Origin of the sequence: Oscillatoria nigro-viridis PCC 7112, from assembly GCF_000317475.1 — a bacterium.
Taxonomy (GTDB): domain Bacteria; phylum Cyanobacteriota; class Cyanobacteriia; order Cyanobacteriales; family Microcoleaceae; genus Microcoleus; species Microcoleus nigroviridis.
Window position 1 is genome coordinate 1,356,960 of sequence record NC_019729.1, and the last position, 18,400, is coordinate 1,375,359.

At 47.7% G+C, this 18,400-nt stretch carries 10 protein-coding genes; 8 read left to right on the plus strand and 2 right to left on the minus strand.

The window, feature by feature from the left end; translation table 11 throughout:
- Nucleotides 1–10 precede the first annotated feature (10 nt).
- The gene (gene gatB / locus OSC7112_RS05850; protein WP_015175041.1) at nucleotides 11–1,501 is read right to left on the minus strand and encodes an Asp-tRNA(Asn)/Glu-tRNA(Gln) amidotransferase subunit GatB; all 1,491 of its coding nucleotides are present in this window, start codon (nucleotides 1,499–1,501) and stop codon (nucleotides 11–13) included.
- Nucleotides 1,502–1,594: 93 nt separating this feature from the next.
- Between gatB and OSC7112_RS05855 the strand changes: the two genes are divergently transcribed.
- The 5 genes from OSC7112_RS05855 to OSC7112_RS05875 all read left to right on the plus strand — a co-directional run bounded on the left by OSC7112_RS05855 (nucleotide 1,595) and on the right by OSC7112_RS05875 (nucleotide 12,297).
- Nucleotides 1,595–1,945: a hypothetical protein gene (locus OSC7112_RS05855; protein WP_041622390.1), complete on the plus strand. Its 351-nt coding sequence runs from the start codon at nucleotides 1,595–1,597 to the stop codon at nucleotides 1,943–1,945.
- A gap of 98 nt (nucleotides 1,946–2,043) precedes the next feature.
- Nucleotides 2,044–5,319, plus strand: coding sequence for a PAS domain S-box protein (locus OSC7112_RS05860; RefSeq protein ID WP_015175042.1), 3,276 nt, complete (start codon nucleotides 2,044–2,046; stop codon nucleotides 5,317–5,319).
- A 370-nt stretch (nucleotides 5,320–5,689) separates the two neighbouring features.
- Nucleotides 5,690–8,899 (plus strand): EAL domain-containing protein, encoded by a 3,210-nt coding sequence (locus OSC7112_RS05865; protein WP_015175043.1) that lies wholly within the window; start codon nucleotides 5,690–5,692, stop codon nucleotides 8,897–8,899.
- Nucleotides 8,900–9,165: 266 nt separating this feature from the next.
- Entirely contained in the window at nucleotides 9,166–10,257 is a 1,092-nt protein-coding gene (locus tag OSC7112_RS05870) for an RNA-guided endonuclease InsQ/TnpB family protein (protein WP_015175044.1), read from the plus strand.
- A 450-nt stretch (nucleotides 10,258–10,707) separates the two neighbouring features.
- A complete protein-coding gene (locus tag OSC7112_RS05875) occupies nucleotides 10,708–12,297 on the plus strand; it encodes a glycoside hydrolase family 57 protein (protein WP_015175045.1) in 1,590 nt (529 codons plus the stop codon).
- Between the two features lie 369 nt (nucleotides 12,298–12,666).
- On the opposite strand, the gene OSC7112_RS39400 is transcribed toward OSC7112_RS05875, so the two are convergent.
- Entirely contained in the window at nucleotides 12,667–12,837 is a 171-nt protein-coding gene (locus OSC7112_RS39400; protein WP_190274334.1) for a hypothetical protein, read from the minus strand.
- 641 nt (nucleotides 12,838–13,478) lie between these two features.
- Between OSC7112_RS39400 and OSC7112_RS05880 the strand changes: the two genes are divergently transcribed.
- The 3 genes from OSC7112_RS05880 (at nucleotide 13,479) to OSC7112_RS39405 (ending at nucleotide 18,313) form a co-directional block, all read left to right on the plus strand.
- Nucleotides 13,479–15,449, plus strand: a complete 1,971-nt coding sequence (locus OSC7112_RS05880; RefSeq protein ID WP_015175046.1) for a calcium-binding protein — start codon at nucleotides 13,479–13,481, stop codon at nucleotides 15,447–15,449.
- Between the two features lie 849 nt (nucleotides 15,450–16,298).
- The gene (gene ltrA, locus OSC7112_RS05885; RefSeq protein ID WP_015174099.1) at nucleotides 16,299–18,116 is read left to right on the plus strand and encodes a group II intron reverse transcriptase/maturase; all 1,818 of its coding nucleotides are present in this window, start codon (nucleotides 16,299–16,301) and stop codon (nucleotides 18,114–18,116) included.
- A complete protein-coding gene (locus tag OSC7112_RS39405) occupies nucleotides 18,116–18,313 on the plus strand; it encodes a hypothetical protein (RefSeq protein ID WP_015175047.1) in 198 nt (65 codons plus the stop codon). The genes ltrA and OSC7112_RS39405 overlap by 1 nt, the downstream gene beginning before the upstream one ends.
- Nucleotides 18,314–18,400 lie beyond the last annotated feature (87 nt).

Consider the following 18,400-nt stretch of genomic DNA (forward strand, 5'->3'; position numbering starts at 1 on the left):
TAACGACTGCTTAGCCTGGGGCGTTAAGCTTCGCCACCAGCAGCTCGTTGGTCAATTTGGGATCGGCGCGGCCGCCCGTTTCCTTCATCACCTTGCCGACAAAAAAGCCCAGCAGCTTAGTTTTACCGGCTCGGTACTGTTCGAGCTCCTTGGGATTGGCGGCCAACACCGCATCGATCGCCCGATCGATCGCCCCAGTATCCGAAATTTGAATCAAACCCTTGCTCTCAACAAACTTCTGAGGCGAACCACCGTTTGCCAGCAACTCCGGCAAAATATCCTTAGCGATTTTGCCGCTGATCGTACCGGCCTCAATTAACCCCAGCAGTTCGGCTAAATCCTGCGGTTGGAAAGGAATTTGTGCGATCGCCAGTTTTTCATTTTTCAGATAAGCAGTAATATCGCCCATCACCCAATTCGCAGCTTGTTTAGCCACAGCACCGGCGGCGATCGATTTTTCAAAATACTCCGCTACCGCTTTGTCGTCAGTCAGCACCCGCGCGTCGTAGGGAGAAAGACCCAGCTCAGTTTCGTAGCGATTGCGCTTCATTGCCGGCAATTCCGGCAGTTGAGCTTTCCAATCCTGCAATTGCTCGGCCGAAACTTCGATCGGAGGCAAATCCGGTTCCGGGAAATACCGGTAATCGCTCGCACCTTCCTTAACCCGCATACTGAAAGTACACTGCTTGTTTTCATCCCAAAGCCGCGTTTCTTGGACGATGGTTTCGCCATTTTCCAGAGCTTGAATTTGGCGCTCGATCTCGTAATCGATCGCCCGTTCGATCGCATTAAAAGAGTTCATATTTTTAATTTCCACCTTCGTGCCGAACTCTTTTTGGCCAACGGGGCGCACCGAAATATTCACGTCGCACCGGAGCGAACCTTCCTGCATATTCCCGTCGCCAACGCCGATGTAGCGCACGATCCGGCGCAATTCTTGACCGTATTCGGCAGCTTCCGCACCCGATCGCAAATCCGGTTCCGAAACAATTTCGATTAGAGGCACACCGGCGCGGTTGTAATCCACCATTGAATAAGTTGAACCGCTCAACCGATCGCTGCCGCCGTGAACCAATTTTCCGGCATCTTCCTCCATGTGCAAGCGAGTGATCCCGATTTTTTTTCTAGTAGAATTTCCTGTCTCATCCACCAGTTCAATTTCTAGCCAACCGTTAGTAGCGATCGGCAAATCGAACTGAGAAATTTGATAATTTTTCGGCAAATCCGGATAGAAATACTGCTTGCGGTCAAACTTACTGTAAGGTGCGATGGAGCAGTTGAGAGCGAGCCCTGCTTTCACCGCATACTCCAGAACTTTTTGATTTAATACTGGCAATACTCCAGGCATTCCCATACAAATTGGGTCAATGTTAGTATTTGGGGGATTGCCAAATTCTGTAGAAGAACTGGAGAAAATTTTAGTATTCGTACTCAATTGACAATGAGTTTCAAGACCGATAATGGCTTCGTACTGAGTTTTAACTGGTGCAGCAGCAGTCATAAGCGACCTACAAGACTGAATAACTTTAGATTTTATTTTAGCTTTTTATTGACCAAACTGATGGGAGATTATTTGTAGCTAGGGCCGGTTTCATTGGCGCCAACAAGCGCGTCAAACCCCAAGTCCGGCAGGGGTTTAAACCTGCCGGACTTTGAGAAAGCGTGTTTAGTTGAGACTCATGGGGATCTGCACAGGCAAAGCCCTGCTACAGATTCGCGATCGACCCAAGCCCGCAGCCACGCCAATCTCCTTTTGAGCGCCCCCAAACAACAACTCTGTGCAAAAATATACTTAGCGCCTGCTCCTGCCCGCACCCTTCCCTTACCCAGGAGAGTTTTAGATCGATCGACTACGATTGCCGATCGATCTACACCCCAAATCCTTTTACTGGAAGTCTTTAATAATGCCCGCCGCCTCCAACTATCTGCTCCGCCCACCAACTAAAAATTAAGAATGTATAATTTAACAGGAAATTCTATATTTTTAATTTTTAAGCTTTTATTTTGCATTCTAAAAGTAACACTTGCCTAAGTGTCAAAACTATGCCTGAAATTCCAGTTAAAAGTGCCGCACTGTTTCAGAACAGCATCACTGAGCTAGAGCAGGCGGAATCAGCCCTCGAACTCGCTTGGAACGAACTCGAAAAACAAACAGCAGAAACCATTGCTCGCATTGCCAACACCGGCTCAGCAAACACACAGGAAATTAGCGACTGCTTTGCCAGGGCGAAGCAACTCCGGCAGCAACTTCAAACTCAAATAAAAAAAGCCAACTCGCGGCGGGAATTTCACCTAGAAAACTCACCAATGGCAGTTGTAGAATGGGACAAAGAATTTCGGGTAGTGCGGTGGTCGCCAATGGCAGAACAAATATTTGGCTGGAGTGCAGCAGAAGTAATCGGCAAATACTGGCACGAATGGTCAATAGTTTATCAAGAAGACTTCGAGCAAGTGTACACCGTCATACATCAACTGTTACACAACAGAGAACCCCGTAACGTTTGCCGCAACCGAAATTATACTAAAGATGGCTCGGTAATTCATTGCGAATGGTACAATTCTGCACTAATAGATGAATCGGGAACAGTAGTTTCAATTCTCTCTTTTGCCAGAGACATAACCGATTGCCACCGCATTCAAGAAGAACTGCATCGGCGCCAAAAAGCTTTCAGTACCCTAGCGGAAAATGCGACCGATATCATCGCCCGGTTCGATCGAGAATTTCGCCACCTTTACGTCAACCAAGCAGTCGAAACTGTTACCGGAAAACTCCGGGGCGAATTCATCGGCAAAAGTAACAAAGAATTAGGAATGCCGGCACAGCTTTGCAACTTGTGGGATGAGGCTTTTTCAAAAGTTTTCGGTACTGGTAAACAAGAAACTATAGAATTTGAATTGGCTACTCCTAACGGTATCAAATACTACCAAAGTCGAATCAGTCCCGAGTTTGCTGAAGACAATTCAGTCGAAACAATTTTAGTTATCGCCCGCGACATCACAGAACTAAAACAAGTCGAATCTCAGTTGCGACAAAGCGAATCCAAATTTAAAGCCATAGTTGATTCTAACTTGATCGGGCTAATTTTTTGGGATCTTAACGGCAGCATTACAGATGCCAATGCCGCTTTTTTAAACACGGTAAATTATACGCGGGACGATCTGCTTGCCGGAAGAGTTAACTGGCAAGAAATGACACCACCAGAATACGTGCGTTTAGATACAGAAAAAGTTGTCGAACTGAAGGCTAGAAATACGGTTGTTCCCTTTGAAAAAGAATTTATACGCTCCGATGGTAGCCGCGTTTCGGTGATGCTGGGCAGCACATTTTTAGAAGGAACTAAGCAGTTAGGCGTCAGTTTTGTGCTGGACTTAAGCGAGCGCAAACAGACCGAATTGGAACTGCAAAAACATCAGCAACTTTTAGAGAGCATCCTGACAACTATCCCCAACTTTCTTTACATTTATGATGCAGTAAAAAACAAAAATATTTATGCAAATGAATCTGTCACAGCCATACTCGGCTACACTCCCCAAGAATTGCAAGATTTGGGTACACATGCTATCGCTAACTTAGTTCATCCCGATGATCTGTTAAAGCTAACTACAGGTATGGAGCGACTAAAACACAGCAGGAATCCCTATGAAACGGATGACAGAGACTACAGAATCAAACACAAAAATGGGGAATGGCGCTGGGTGCACGCTCGCTCTAAAATCTTCAAAAAAACCCCAGACGGACAAATTTTACAATTTATCGGTTCCGTACTCGACATCAGCGATCGCAAACAAGCCGAAGAATCATTAAAACAGCAAAAAGAACTGCTGCAAACTATCTTCGACAACGTGCCGATCATGCTTGCTTTCTTAGATAAAAACGGTCAAATAAACTGGGTAAACCGCCACTGGGAACAAGTGCTAGGCTGGAGTTTGGCAGAAATCAAAGACCGCGATATCTTGGCGGAATTTTATCCGCAGCCGGAATACCGTCAATATGTTTGGGATGAAATCCAAGCAGCAAATCAGAACTGGAGCGACTTCAAAACACAAGTTAGAGACGGGCGAATTATCGACACTTCTTGGGCAAATGTTCGCCTTTCCGACGGCAGGTGTATCGGCATTGGTCAAGATATTACCGAACGCAAACGAGTAGAATCTGAACTTAAAGAACTCAACGAAACTTTAGAAGCTCAAGTCGCGCAGCGTACCGCAGAGTTAGAGACTTTTTTTGATGCTTTGCCCGATCACATTTTTGTGGTGGATCGCGAGAATATGCGCCTGTCTTTTGTCAACCAATCTGTTGCCAAAACGGCTGGATTAAATAGCAGAAAAGAGATGCAGGGTAAAACGGTTTGTGAATGTTTTTCCCCAGAAAGAGCCGCACAATACTGTCGGGAAAATTCGCAGGTATTTGAAACAGGCGAAACTCTGCACTTGCAGGATAAATTTGTGAGGTCGGGTGGCACTACTTACTACGATACTTTTAAAATTCCCCTCAGAAATCTCGACGGTGAGGTTTATGCTTTAATTGGCACTTCTCGCGATATCACTGAGTTGGTAGAGACAAAACAAGCTTTGTCAGAACGCACAGAGCAATTAGAAGCTGCCAATCAAGAATTAGAATCTTTTTCTTACTCAGTTTCCCACGACTTGCGCGCACCTTTGCGGCACATTACAGGTTTTGTAGAAGCGTTGAAACAGCGGCTAGAATTAACTGAGGCTTTGAGCGATCGCAAAATAGTTCACTATATGGAAATAATTGAAGACAGCAGCCAAAAAATGAGCCTGTTGATTGACGGTTTGCTCGCCCTGTCGCGGGTGACTCGCACCGAGTTGAGGCAAATTCCGATCGATCTGAGCCGTTTGGTACAAAATGCGATTAAATTGACTAAACCACCAACTGTCGCAGATCCGGCCCAAACTCCCCACAGCGTTGAATTTGTCGTCGGAGATTTGCCCACAGTAATGGGAGATCCAACCTTGCTGCAACAGGTGTTCAGCAACTTGATTAGCAACGCCGTCAAGTTCAGCCGCGGACGCACTCCGGCTACAATAGTTATTGAGGGTTTACCTGATGGGACGATTTTTGTCAAGGATAACGGCGTGGGTTTTCCGATGGAATATGCCGATCGCCTGTTTGCAGCCTTTCAGAGGCTGCACTCCCAGAGAGAATTTGAAGGTACGGGGATCGGTTTGGCGATCGTCCAGCGGATTATTCACCGCCACGGCGGCACGGTTTGGGCCGAAAGCCTACCTAGTCAAGGAGCCACGTTTTACTTTAAACTAGGGCAAACAATCTCAAACGGTAATATAGATTCATAAGTTAAGTGTACAAGAGTTTTAAATTCTGAATTTAAAACTCTTATACACTTAAATAAGTCACAATCGGTGAGAGCGTGAGAATTTTGTTGTGACAGGAGTATTCACTGTTAGGCATGGAAGCGAAAGATCCGGGTCTGGCTGTGCAAGATGCTCGTACTCCTAAAAAACGCTGTTTTAAAAATTGGGACGATCCCCAATCGGTTCGGTCAGCCCTCGACTGCCGGTGCTAAATAAAGGTCTTGCGAGTAGAGTAGAGAATTGATTTTGCTAAAAATTACTAAAAAAATCGAGATAAAATTAACAACAAAACTCAGTCTAAAAAATACTAGCAAAAACACGAATAACCAATTGACAACCTACCCAATACCTTATGTTAGATATAAATCAGACAAACTATCTACTAAAAATGGTAGCGGAATCAACATTAAAACTGTTGATTATCGAAGACATGGCAGAAGATATGGAATTAATAGTGCTCGCCTTAGAATCGGGGGGGGTAAATTTTAAGTGCGACACTGCCGAAACAGCAACAGAGTGCAGAAAACTGCTCGAAAATTGCCAGTACGATGCTGTACTCTCAGATTACCGCCTCCCCGGCTTCAACGGTTTAGAAGTATTGAAATTAATGCAGGAATTAGGGCAAGACATACCCTTAATTTTAGTAACGGGAAGTTTGGGAGAAGAAGCGGCAGTTGAGTGCATCAAAGCCGGAATGACCGATTACGTATTAAAAGGGCGGCTGTTTAGGTTGCCAACAGTCTTAGAACGATCGCTCCAAGAATACAAAATGCGGCGCCAGCAACAAGAAGCGATCGCCAAAATTCAGCGGCAAGCTCAGCGAGAAGCGATCGTCAACCGCATCCTCCAAGCCATGCGCTTCACCCTTGTACTCGACGAAGTGCTGCAAACCACCGCAGATCAACTGCACGAAGCTCTCGAAATCAGCGCCTGCGCCATCTTGCAGCCAGATGCTGAAGGCGGCATCAAAGTTCGCTACATCAGCAAAGCATCCGACAGAGAACGGTTCGTCGGGCTAAATTGCAAAGTGGCCGAGCACTACCAATCCGGACTCGCGGCCGGGGAAACCCTGAGCATCGACGAGTTATCGACACTGTGCGCGTCGCTGCAAGAATCAGCAGAGTTGGTAGGGTTTCGCGCCGTCGCGATCGCCCCGCTGCTCTACCAGCAGTCATTTTTGGGAGGAATTAGCCTCTATCAGTGCGATCGGGCGCGCTCTTGGAGCGCAGAAGAACTGTCGCTACTCAAAGCCATAGCCGATCAGTGCGCGATCGCGATCCACCAAGCCGAACTCTACCAACAAGCCCAAACCGAACTTGCAGAACGCAAGCGCGCCGAAGCAGCAGTCTGCGGCATCCAGCAGCAGCTAGCCACAATGGCAGCCAACATTCCCGGCTCAGTCTACCGCACCGTGCTGCATCCAGATGGCACAATGTCCATGCCCTACATCAGTCCGGGGGTGCGCGAAGTTACTGGGTTCGCGGCCGAAGAAGTGATTTCGCACCCGGAACTGTTGACCGAAATCATCCATCCAGAGGACAAAAGCTCGTGTCACAGCCGCGTAGCAGCATCGAGAGCGAGTCTTTTGCCGTGCGATCGCCAGTACCGCATCGTTCTGAGGTCTGGGGAGGTCAAGTGGGTACAAGACAGCGCTAAATTTTCCAAAAACGAAAACGGCGACGTAATTATAGACGGAGTAGCCCTCGACATCAGCGATCGCAAACAAGCAGAATCAGCGCTGCGCCAAAGCGAACAGCGATTTCGCTCGCTGATTGAAAACGCCACAGACATCACGATCATTCTCGACGCCGAAGGAATCTTCCGCTACATCAGTCCTTCCGTCAAGCGAATTTTAGGATACGCGCCCCACCAGGCGATCGGGCGCAGCGCCTTAGAAATAGTTCACCCCGACGACTGCGCCACGATCGCCGAAACCCTCCACAAAGCCATTGACAACCCCAAAAGAAGCCAGAACCCAGTTGAGTACCGAGTCCGCCACCGCAACGGTTCCTGGTGTTATGTAGAAGCTGTAGCCACCAATTTGCTGTACGATCCCGCAGTCAAGGGAATCGTGATTAACTGTCACGACATCACTCAGCGCAAACTCGCCGAAGAACAACTGCTGCACGATGCTTTTCACGACGCCCTCACCGGATTGCCCAACCGATCGCTATTTACCGATCGGCTCGAACACGCTCTGAGGCTGGCCCAACGGCGCAAAGACTACTTGTTTGCGGTGCTGTTTCTCGATTTAGATAGATTTAAAGTAGTCAACGATTCCCTCGGCCACGCCATCGGCGATCAATTGCTAGTATCGATCGCGCGGCGTCTGGAAGCTTGTATGAGGCCCGGAGATACAGTGGCCCGCCTCGGAGGAGACGAGTTCGTGCTGTTGCTAGAAGACATCGATGGCATCAATGAAGCTACCACCATTGTCAACCGCCTGCAAAAGAAAATCACCTCCCCTCTCCTTCTAGACGGACACGAAGTATTTATCACCGCCAGCATCGGCATAGCTTTGAGTTCTGGCCAATACCAAGAACCGACAACCCTGCTGCGCGATGCCGACACAGCAATGTACCGCGCCAAAGAACTCGGCAGAGCCCGACACGAAGTTTTCAACAGTTCCATGCACGCCCACGCTTTGCGGCTGTTGCAGCTAGAAAACGACCTGCGGCGGGCGATCGAATCAATTAAAGAGCCGGCCAGAGAAGAAGACTTTCTCCCATCCCCCGAATCAGCCTTACCTCCCTTATCCGCAGCGCCCCAGTTTATTATTCACTACCAGCCGATCGTGTCGATCGCCAATAACACAATTACCAGTTTTGAGGCCCTAGTGCGCTGGCAGCATCCAGAACGCGGCTTAGTTTCCCCCGGCGAATTCATCACCATCGCCGAAGAAACCGGCTTGATCGTACCCCTCGGCCGCTGGGTACTCCGCACAGCTTGCCACCAAATCCGCCAGTGGCAGCAGCTATTTCCCAGCAACCCCCCGTTGAGCGTTAGCGTCAACATTTCTGTCAAACAATTTTCTCAGCCAGATTTAATCGAATACATCGACCAAGTTCTCGCAGAAACTCACCTCGACGGCAGCAGTTTAAAACTAGAAATTACCGAAAGCGTACTCATAGAAAATTCCGAATCAGTAACAGCAATGCTGGTGCAGCTCAGAACCCGAAACATACACTTGTGCATTGACGACTTCGGCACCGGCTATTCATCGCTCTCCTACCTGCACCGCTTCCCCACCAATACCTTAAAAATAGACCGCTCTTTTGTTAGCAGGATGGGAGGTGAGTTCGATTTCAGTAAAGGAGGCATTGACCCGACAGAAATTGTGCGCTCGATCGTTACTTTGTCCCACAATTTAGGCATGGATGTAGTAGCCGAAGGAGTCGAAGAAGCTTCGCAACTATCTATACTAAAAGGGTTAAAATGTGAGTACGCCCAGGGATTCTTTTTCTCAAAGGCAGTAGACTCTCAAACAGCAGCAGCCCTAATCCGACAGCAAGCAGAAAATCAGAATTTGCTGACATTTAGTTTGTTAGAGAAAGGCCATTAAAAAAACACCGCATTTTGTGAGTCCCGTTTCAGCATAAAATCTTAAAATATTTTAAAGCTGTCCCTAAATGGCGTCAGTTAATAAGTACGACATCCAAATCACTGTCAACGACCCAAGTCTCAAGACACGCTTGCTTCGGGCCTTTGACTTAAACCATAGTTGACCAGATGCGTACCTGCCTACTACGTTAACGGTAAGAGCCGGACTAAATCGCCAAATAGTTTGTTAAACTTATCCATAGTTAATTTCCCGGAGGAAGTTCTATTGTGTTTGCCATCAAAAGAGCGCTAAAACTAAATAACAACGAAGCGACCTTGATGGCAAAACACGCGGGATTTAGGCGGGTTGTGTTTAACTTTGGGTTAAGCCTTCGCACTCAAATGTACAGCGAAAGCAAGCTTTCTGACTCTAAAGTAATTAATGAAATTAAAAAGGTTTTGACAAATCACGTCAAAAAACAACCTGAATTTGCTTGGATGAATCAGCTATCGAGCCGAGTCTACCAAAATGCTTTAATTGACTTAAAAGATGCGTTTAGTCGGTATCGTTCAGGTGCGTCGGGTCATCCCAGGTTTGCAAGCCGCCGAGACGGTCAATCCTTTAGGGTTGATTCATCTAATGGAAAAGTTCTTCTAAGTGCTGGAAATACGATCGAGATTCCCACGCTCGGAACATTTCGACTGCACGAACCGCTGAAATGCAGTTTCGTTTCTCAGACTTTCACTTTGTCAAAAGAAGGAAATCGCTGGTTTGTATCGTTCTGTGTTGACGCAGAACGCTTACCATTTGAGCAAACTCAAGAATCGGTAGGAATTGACCTAGGGGTTAAATATGCGGCCACTCTGTCAAACCAGCAAGTTTTTGAGGCACCAAAACCCCTGAAGCAAGCGAAAACCAAGCTTGCCAGATTGCAGCGCCAAGCTTCAAAACAGGTAAAAGGTTCTAACAACCAGCGCAAAACCTACAAGAAAATCGGTCGAATTCACGCGCGGATAGCTTGCATTCGCTCATACTTTTTACACAAGCTGACGACTTACTTAGCTAAAACTTTCAAGCTGATTAAGATTGAAGACTTGAATGTAAAAGGGATGATGGCAAACCACAAACTGGCTGGGGCAATATCTGACCTAGGTTTTTATGAATTCAAGCGTCAGCTCGACTATAAGTGCAAAATGTATGGCTCGAAGTTGGTGCTAGTAGACCAGTGGTTTCCTAGTTCTAAAATTTGCTCGAATTGTGGCAACAAAAAAGATATGCCACTAATCGTTAGGACTTATGATTGTCCGGTTTGTGGTATATCGATTGACCGCGATTTGAACGCAAGTATCAACATTTTAAATTGGGAACCCTCGGCTTGAGGGGGATAGCCTACTTATCTTGGGATAGCCGACTACCCAATAGCGTAGGAAGTGAACACTGAACAACTAAAGACGACTTTAGAAAAGTTTAGGCAAGTTTTACGAAGCAGTTAAAGACCTACCAGGGAATGCGAAGCTAGTTCCTTGCCAAGCGAAATTTAGGATTAAATAGACTTATTGGGTTAAATCAGTGTCCTAAATATAGTATCGGCCCTTAACTAAGGCACAAGCTAACATTACCCATCTTATAGAGGCTCCGGATGGAGCGCACATTATGCGTACAGGATTGCGAGGTTTGATGTGGTAATTGTCCCACTGAAAGTACATTACAAAAGTACACTCCCATCTAGCAATCCCCGTGTAATGGAAAGATTCACGGCGGTTCAAACCGCCGACCCGTTTCCCTCTCAGCCCTAAAGACGCTGAGGAACCCACTTACCGATTTTTTTTATGACTATTGGCTACCTCGCCCTCGTTCTCCACGCCCACTTGCCTTTTGTCCGCCACCCCGAAAGCGACTACGTTTTAGAAGAAGAATGGCTGTTTGAGGCGATCGCGGAAACCTACATTCCCCTGTTGCAAGTCTTTGAGGGGCTCAAGCGCGACGGCATCGACTTTAAAATTACCATGAGCATGACGCCGCCCTTGGTTGCCATGCTGCGCGATCCCTTGCTGCAAGACCGTTTCGACGACCACTTGGCTAAACTCGAAGAATTAGCGGATCTCGAAATCGAACACAATAGCGGCAACGGTCACCTCCGCTACTTGGCAGAACATTACGCCGCCCATTTCTCTCAAGTCCGCAACTTTTGGGAAAAGTACGATCGAGATTTAGTCAAAGCCTTCAAAGAACACCAAGATACCAACAACCTCGAAATCATCACCTGCGGTGCCACCCACGGCTACCTACCGCTGATGAAAATGTACCCCGAAGCAGTTTGGGCACAAATTCAAGTAGCTTGCGACAACTACGAAGCCAACTTCGGCCGCCGACCAAAAGGTATTTGGCTGCCCGAATGCGCCTACTATGAAGGGTTAGAGCGGATGTTAGCCGACGCCGGCCTCCGCTACTTTCTCACAGACGGTCACGGCATCCTCTACGCCCGCCCGCGTCCCCGCTACGGCAGCTACGCCCCAATTTTCACCGAATGCGGAGTCGCAGCCTTCGGCCGGGATCACGAATCCTCGCAGCAGGTTTGGTCTTCCGAAGTCGGCTATCCAGGGGCCGCCGAATACCGCGAATTCTACAAAGATTTGGGCTGGGAAGCTGACTACGATTACATTAAGCCCTACATCATGCCCAACGGCCAGCGGAAAAATACCGGGATTAAATATCACAAAATCACCGGTCGCGGATTGGGTTTAGGCGATAAACAGTTGTACGATCCTTACTGGGCAAGGGAAAAAGCAGCCGAACACGCCAGCAACTTTGCTTTTAACCGGGAACGCCAAGTCGAACACCTCAACGGCATTATGCAGCGTCCGCCGATTATTGTTTCGCCTTACGACGCCGAACTTTTCGGTCACTGGTGGTACGAAGGGCCTTGGTTCTTAGATTACTTGTTCCGCAAGAGTTGGTACGACCAAAATACCTACGACATGACGCACTTAGCCGATTATTTGCGGGGAAATCCGACTCAGCAAGTGTGCCGCCCGTCTCAGTCTAGCTGGGGTTTCCGGGGTTTCCACGAATATTGGCTCAACGATACCAATGCTTGGATTTACCCGCACTTGCACAAAGCAGCGGAACGGATGATTGAGTTGGGAAGCATGGAACCTGCGGATGAATTGCAGTGGCGCGCTTTGAACCAAGCGGCGCGGGAAGTGCTGCTAGCTCAATCTTCTGACTGGGCGTTTATCATGCGTACAGGGACGATGGTGCCCTATGCAGTGCGGCGGACTCGATCGCACTTAATGCGCTTTCACAAGCTTTACGATGAAGTGAAAGAAGGGAAAGTTGATTCGGGTTGGTTGGAGAAGGTTGAGGAGATTGATAATATTTTCCCTGAAATTAACTATCGCGTTTATCGATCGCTTTAAGGCGAGATCCCCCTAAATTCTCCTTAAGAAGGGGGACTTTGAGAAGATTCCTGTCCCACCCCCTACTCCCCTTATTAAGGGGGGTTAGGGGGGATCTGGCCCCAACTATGACGAGGGCTCAAACCCAACTATGACGAGGGCTCAAACCCAACAAGTCCCCCTTCTCCAGCTATACTCGATCGACATCTTTCTTAACAAGAAAGTTGACAAAATTCACTACTGATGAAAGATTAAACGGGCGATCGCTTCAAAGAGAATACCCATTCTCATAAAAAACCCTTTGTAGCGAGGACGACCTTCCTCTCTTTTGACCGTTCGTAGTTGAGTAGGTAACATGACTTCTAAAGTTGATTGACTATTAGCATTTTTTCAAATACCGAACCCAAAGCAGCCGAATAAGCGCGACTGTCCAGAAACCTCGGTTGCTGCTGCATCTTTTGCTCGATTTTCTCGCGCTTTTGCTTTCAATTCCCCATTAATTCCGAGTGCGACACTCAAGTTAATATAAGACTCTTCGCTGTCAGCAATTAAATCAAACAACTAGATGTCTCTCAGGATTGCCGCCCCTTGTCGGGAACGCAAATTATTGCCCTCCCTCACTACTATTGGTAATCCAACTTCTAAGGGATCTACCGTCGAATTTGCACCGGCTTAGGGATAGGAATCTAGATAGATATCAGCCAGTTGTAACAATGTTTTTACCCACATTCCTCACCCTAAAGTGTCACATACGCTATCTATAGCAATCCGATCTGAGTCTCACAGCACAACGCCCTCTTTTCTTCCTAAACTTGTTGTATAGCAAAACTTTCAGATTTTACGTATCTAGAAAATCACTTAGGATTGCTATATAGGGGAAGCCAAACTATTTGTCCGCTATCTATAGCAATTGAGTCTTTAGAATTACGCTATAGATAGCCCATAAAGACCATGTGACACCGCTATAGGTAGTGGGTGCGGAATGTGGCTTTTTACATCTTAGCGGTTCGCCTGGGTATCTAATAAAATTAATAGGTAAATAATTGTCAATTTCTGCCAGTTTGGCAACATAGTCTGGTGGCACGGATTTATAATTATTTTAGATAGCCAAATTTATAGAGGGCTACCTATTTCTACTGGTATTAAGCTTTTGCGAGTTTGGCTGTTTGCTTTCTTTCCTACCCCAAAAGGAGGAAAAAAATATGGCAACACCCGAAGCAATCTCTGTATCCTATACGGACGGCATCTATAGAATCTACGGTACTCCCGGCGACGATCCCCTCACAGGCACGGCCGGTAAGGACGACATCTATGGCCGCAATGGCGATGACACGCTCGTTGGCCTTGAGGGCAACGACAGTTTGTATGGCGAGACAGGAAACAACAGTCTCAGTGGGGGTGGGGGCAATGACACCCTGGATGCCGCCGGCGGTGGCAAGGACACCCTGGATGGCGGTACTGGCAATGACAGCCTCAGTGGAGTTTTCGGTGGCAATTCCAGTCTCGCGGGTGGCGATGGCGAAGACACGCTACAAGGTGGTGGCGCCAATCAAACTTTGGATGGCGGTGCGGGCAATGACAGCCTCACATCAGGTGGTGCTAACACCTTAGAAGGGGGTGCTGGCGATGATACGCTCAATGACGTATATGGCGGCAACCAATATCGCGACTCGGTGCTGCGAGGCGGTGCAGGTAACGATCGCTATCTAATCTATACTGAGCGGGCGAATCAACTGCAAATTCAGGATGCTGGTGGGATCGATCGCTTAGACTTTACTGATTTTACAGGCTACAGAATCACTACCAGCCCTACCCTCTCCCTGTCATTGTCACGGGGAAATACAGGCTTGGCCAGACAAGGCACGAGTTTAGTGATTGACACTAACGAAGACGGGATCGCGCTGGCTACGGATGTTGAAAAAGAAGTTGTAATTTTAGACTTCTTTGGTACTTCCCCAACCCTCGCGGGTACGGGCTTCATCGAAACCATCAAAAACCTCTCTGGTACCGAGATTCTCGCGGCTAATTTATCAGACGCATCCACCACGCCAACACCCACGACGCCGACACCAACCGCGCCGACACCAACCGCGCCGACACCAACCGCGCCGACACCAGTTGCACCCACGGCGCCGACACCAACCGCGCCGACACCAGTTGCACCCACGGCGCCAACACCAACCGCGCCGACACCAGTTGCACCCACGGCGCCGACACCAACTACGCCGACACCGGTTGCACCCACGGCGCCAACACCCACACCGATACCAGTTGCACCCACGGCGCCAACACCCACACCGATACCGGTTGCACCCACACCCGTTTTCACTCCCGCACCGCCTGTGACGATCGCACTGCCGATCGCACTCACAGTCACCAACGCACCCGCACCGACAGGCTCAGCGTCAGGGAATATCGGCAGCAACAGCAATGACGCGATCGTGGCGATCGACGCTAACATTCCCGTCTACGGCAACAAAGGCAACGACACCTTAATCGGCAATAGCGAAAACAACACATTCTTCGGAGGCAAAGGTGACGATGCCTTATTTGGCGACGACGGCAACGATCTCCTATTTGGCAACGACGGCAATGACACCGTGATTGGAGGCGACGGTAACGATATCGAGTTAGGAGGAAAAGGTGAGGACGTTTTGTATGGCGGCGACGGTAACGATGCCATCAGCGGCGATCTAGGCAACAATACTTTAGCCGGCGAAGCTGGAGACGACAACCTCTACGGCGGTAAAGATAACGATGCTTTGCTCGGCGGTACTGGCAACGATTTCCTCTACGGCAAAGAAGGCAATGACATTCTGACTGGCGTTGACGGAGTTGCTGCTAATCCAGGGCGAGGCGAAATCGATACGCTGATTGGCGCTGAAGGCAATGATACTTTCTTGCTGGGAGATGCCACCAAGTTCTATTACAACGATGGTGTCGATACCGCCACGGGCGGCGGCGACTACGCTTTGATTGTCGGTTTTAACCCGAGTGAAGATATCCTCCAACTTCAAGGTGCTCCTAGCACTTATCAGTTAGGTGCTTCACCCGAAGGATTGCCTGCTGGTACCGCTATTTTCAAGAAGACTTCGGGCGCGGATGAATTGATTGCGATCGTCCAATCAGTTTCTTTCCTGGCTATTGACAGCAACTCTTTGCGCTTCGTCTAAGGGGAGCGAGACTCACTGGTTCTCTGATTTGTACCAAACACCCGATCCCCCTAAATCCCCCTTAAGAAAGGGGACGCAAGAGTAAGTTCTTGTCCCCCCCTTTGTAGGGGCGGTGCCCCCGTGCCCGCCCTAGGCGCCAGGGAGATCGAGCTTAACTGAACCGCATTGGATTATAATGTCGCTCCAAAGTGCGATTCGTTCAGTCGAAACCGAGAAATTGGGGGATGACTGGCTTCTACAGGGTAATCCATGAGGATTGAGTTCGCACTTTAATCCCTTGTAGATGACAACTTCATAACCTTGCAGGTGAGCGTTAGTATCCTAGAAAACGATAAGTCCTGCCCCTCAGACGTAGAGGTGAAAGCATATCTCCCACTGTAGAGACTAGCCATCAATCGGTGAAGCGGAGATAAAAGCGGAAAGAGCCACTAGCCTAAAAGTGGTATCCCGTGAGCAAGTTCCTACGGATAGCAAATGCGAAGTCACTGCCTGAATCACCGTTACGGCGAACCAGCGAAATAAGGCTTTATGCGCTGGTAGTCCCAAAAGGGCATTAGTACAGGGTGGTATGAGAATTTTGCCCGACATACCTACGTTACCCAAAAACTCGGTGAAGAGGTGACATCCTAACGGAACAGACCAATGGTTATGAGGAACGAAGTAACCCACCTGATTACTCTCGAAGAGGTCGAATACTTCGAGCAGTCAGCTAAGACGAAACATCTGGACTTCCAGGTAACAGGTGGTAGAGATTGAGTCAAAAGCCAACGCCTCACTGCAATGGTGAGGATATGCTAACGGACTTACGGTAATACGGATGGTATAGCTACAAGTAGCAATGAATATGTTATGAACACGGTAGAAAAACCGATGTATGAATGGAACGATATCAACTGGCGAAAGCTAGAGCGTAACGTTTTTAAATTGCAAAAGCGGATATATCAAGCGTCTAATCGTGGTGATGTCAAGCTAGTACGCAGACTCCAGAAACTGTTGATAAGTTCTTGGGCAGCAAAAGCATTATCGGTTCGTCGGGTAACACAAGATAATCAAGGAAAGAAGACGGCAGGCGTGGACGGTGTTAAATCGCTGACCCCAAAGCAACGTCTCGCACTGATAGATAAAATATCATTGGGTTCAAAGGTTAAGCCAACACGCCGAGTTTGGATACCCAAACCAGGGACAGATGAGGAAAGACCGTTAGGCATACCGACAATGGAAGACCGAGCCTTGCAAGCGTTAGTCAAACTGGTGTTAGAACCAGAATGGGAAGCGCGATTTGAACCTAACTCATACGGGTTCAGACCAGGACGCTCGTGCCACGATGCAATAGGAGCAATATTCAGTGCGGTAAGTCAGAAATCAAAATATGTGCTGGATGCCGATATCAGTAAATGCTTCGACCGCATTAACCATGATGTACTTCTCTCAAAATTAAATACCTATCCTACCCTACGGAGACAAATCCGGGCTTGGTTAAAAGCTGGTGTTATGGATGGAAACAAGCTGTTCCCAACTGATGAAGGGACACCACAGGGCGGGGTGATTTCACCTCTACTTGCCAATGTCGCCTTACATGGGATTGAGGAATTGATTATGGGTTTAGCCCCAAAATTCGAGATGAGAGACTCTCGTGGTCATACTTATGGATTACGAGACAAAATCAAATCGATTTCACTGATACGATATGCGGACGATTTCGTAGTTCTCCATGAGGATGTAGAAGTTGTGAAGCTGTGTAAGGTTGAGATAGAGAAGTGGTTAAGTGACATTGGGTTAGAATTAAAGCCGAGTAAAACAAGATTAGCCCACACCCTGAATAAACTAGATGATGAAAAACCTGGATTTAACTTTCTAGGATTCAACATCAGGCAGTTTCCAGTAGGAAAACACAACTCAAGTAAGGGAACTAGAGGCACTTTATTGGGCTTTAAAACTATTATCAGCCCTAGCAAGGAAAGTCAGAAAAGGCACTACAGAAAAGTTGCGGAAGTAATAAATAAATCGCGTGGGTTAAACCAAGCGACTTTAATAAAAAATCTCAATCCTATCATTAGGGGTTGGTGTAACTACTTCTCAACAGTCGTCAGCAAGAAAATATTTGATAGGCTGTGGCACTTAGTGGTTTGGAAGCTTCTCAAATGGGGTCGCCATCGTCATAGGAACAAGGGCAGAGGATGGACACGCCTTAAATACTTCAAAACCGTAGAAGGCAATAACTGGGTGTTCGCAACCGGAGAGGGTAACAATCCTCTAAAGCTCATACAACATAGTTCCACTGAAATAAAGCGCTATGTAAAAGTAAAAGGGATGGCATCACCCTATGACGGTGACTGGATATATTGGAGTTCAAGAATGGGAGTACACCCAGAAATACCCGTAAGAGTAGCCAAACTACTCAAGCGACAAAAAGGGAAATGCGCTCACTGCGATAACTACTTCAAAGATGGAGATTCGATAGAGGTTGACCACATCGCCCCCAAATCGAAAGGTGGAAAGGAATCGTATGATAATTGGCAGCTACTCCATCGACATTGCCACGACACAAAGACTGCCAATGATGGCAGTCTTGGTAACAAATCTAGCTGCAAAAGTGCTAAACCTAAGCCACCAGTGGAACCAAGCCTTTGGGCTTGGGAAAACGATATGTTGGTAATGACGTACTGATGACAACAGCCGTTTTATTGAGGAGCGGAATGATGGGAAACTATCACGTTCCGTTTTGGAGAGCAGTGGAGGAGGCGACTCCTTCACTGACTTTAATTATAACAGAAACCGATGCCGAACAACTGATATCGCGGACAGAATACTTTCTCAATTTTGCCCTAGCCAATATTGACTCGCTTCTTCCACTATCTCCTTAAATGATAGGAAGCTTGTTTGCTGTGGGGAGGCAGATCGCAATACTGTTGATGTTAATGCGGAAAATTAGGTCTAAAGTTATGTTAAAA

Excerpts from the sequence above, each read along its gene's own strand:
- gatB (WP_015175041.1), bottom strand. The coding sequence starts at position 1,501 with ATGACTGCTGCTGCACCAGTTAAAACTCAGTACGAAGCCATTATCGGT.
- OSC7112_RS05860 (WP_015175042.1), top strand. The coding sequence starts at position 2,044 with ATGCCTGAAATTCCAGTTAAAAGTGCCGCACTGTTTCAGAACAGCATC.
- OSC7112_RS05865 (WP_015175043.1), top strand. The coding sequence starts at position 5,690 with ATGTTAGATATAAATCAGACAAACTATCTACTAAAAATGGTAGCGGAA.
- OSC7112_RS05875 (WP_015175045.1), top strand. The coding sequence starts at position 10,708 with ATGACTATTGGCTACCTCGCCCTCGTTCTCCACGCCCACTTGCCTTTT.
- OSC7112_RS05880 (WP_015175046.1), top strand. The coding sequence starts at position 13,479 with ATGGCAACACCCGAAGCAATCTCTGTATCCTATACGGACGGCATCTAT.
- ltrA (WP_015174099.1), top strand. The coding sequence starts at position 16,299 with ATGAACACGGTAGAAAAACCGATGTATGAATGGAACGATATCAACTGG.
- OSC7112_RS39405 (WP_015175047.1), top strand. The coding sequence starts at position 18,116 with ATGACAACAGCCGTTTTATTGAGGAGCGGAATGATGGGAAACTATCAC.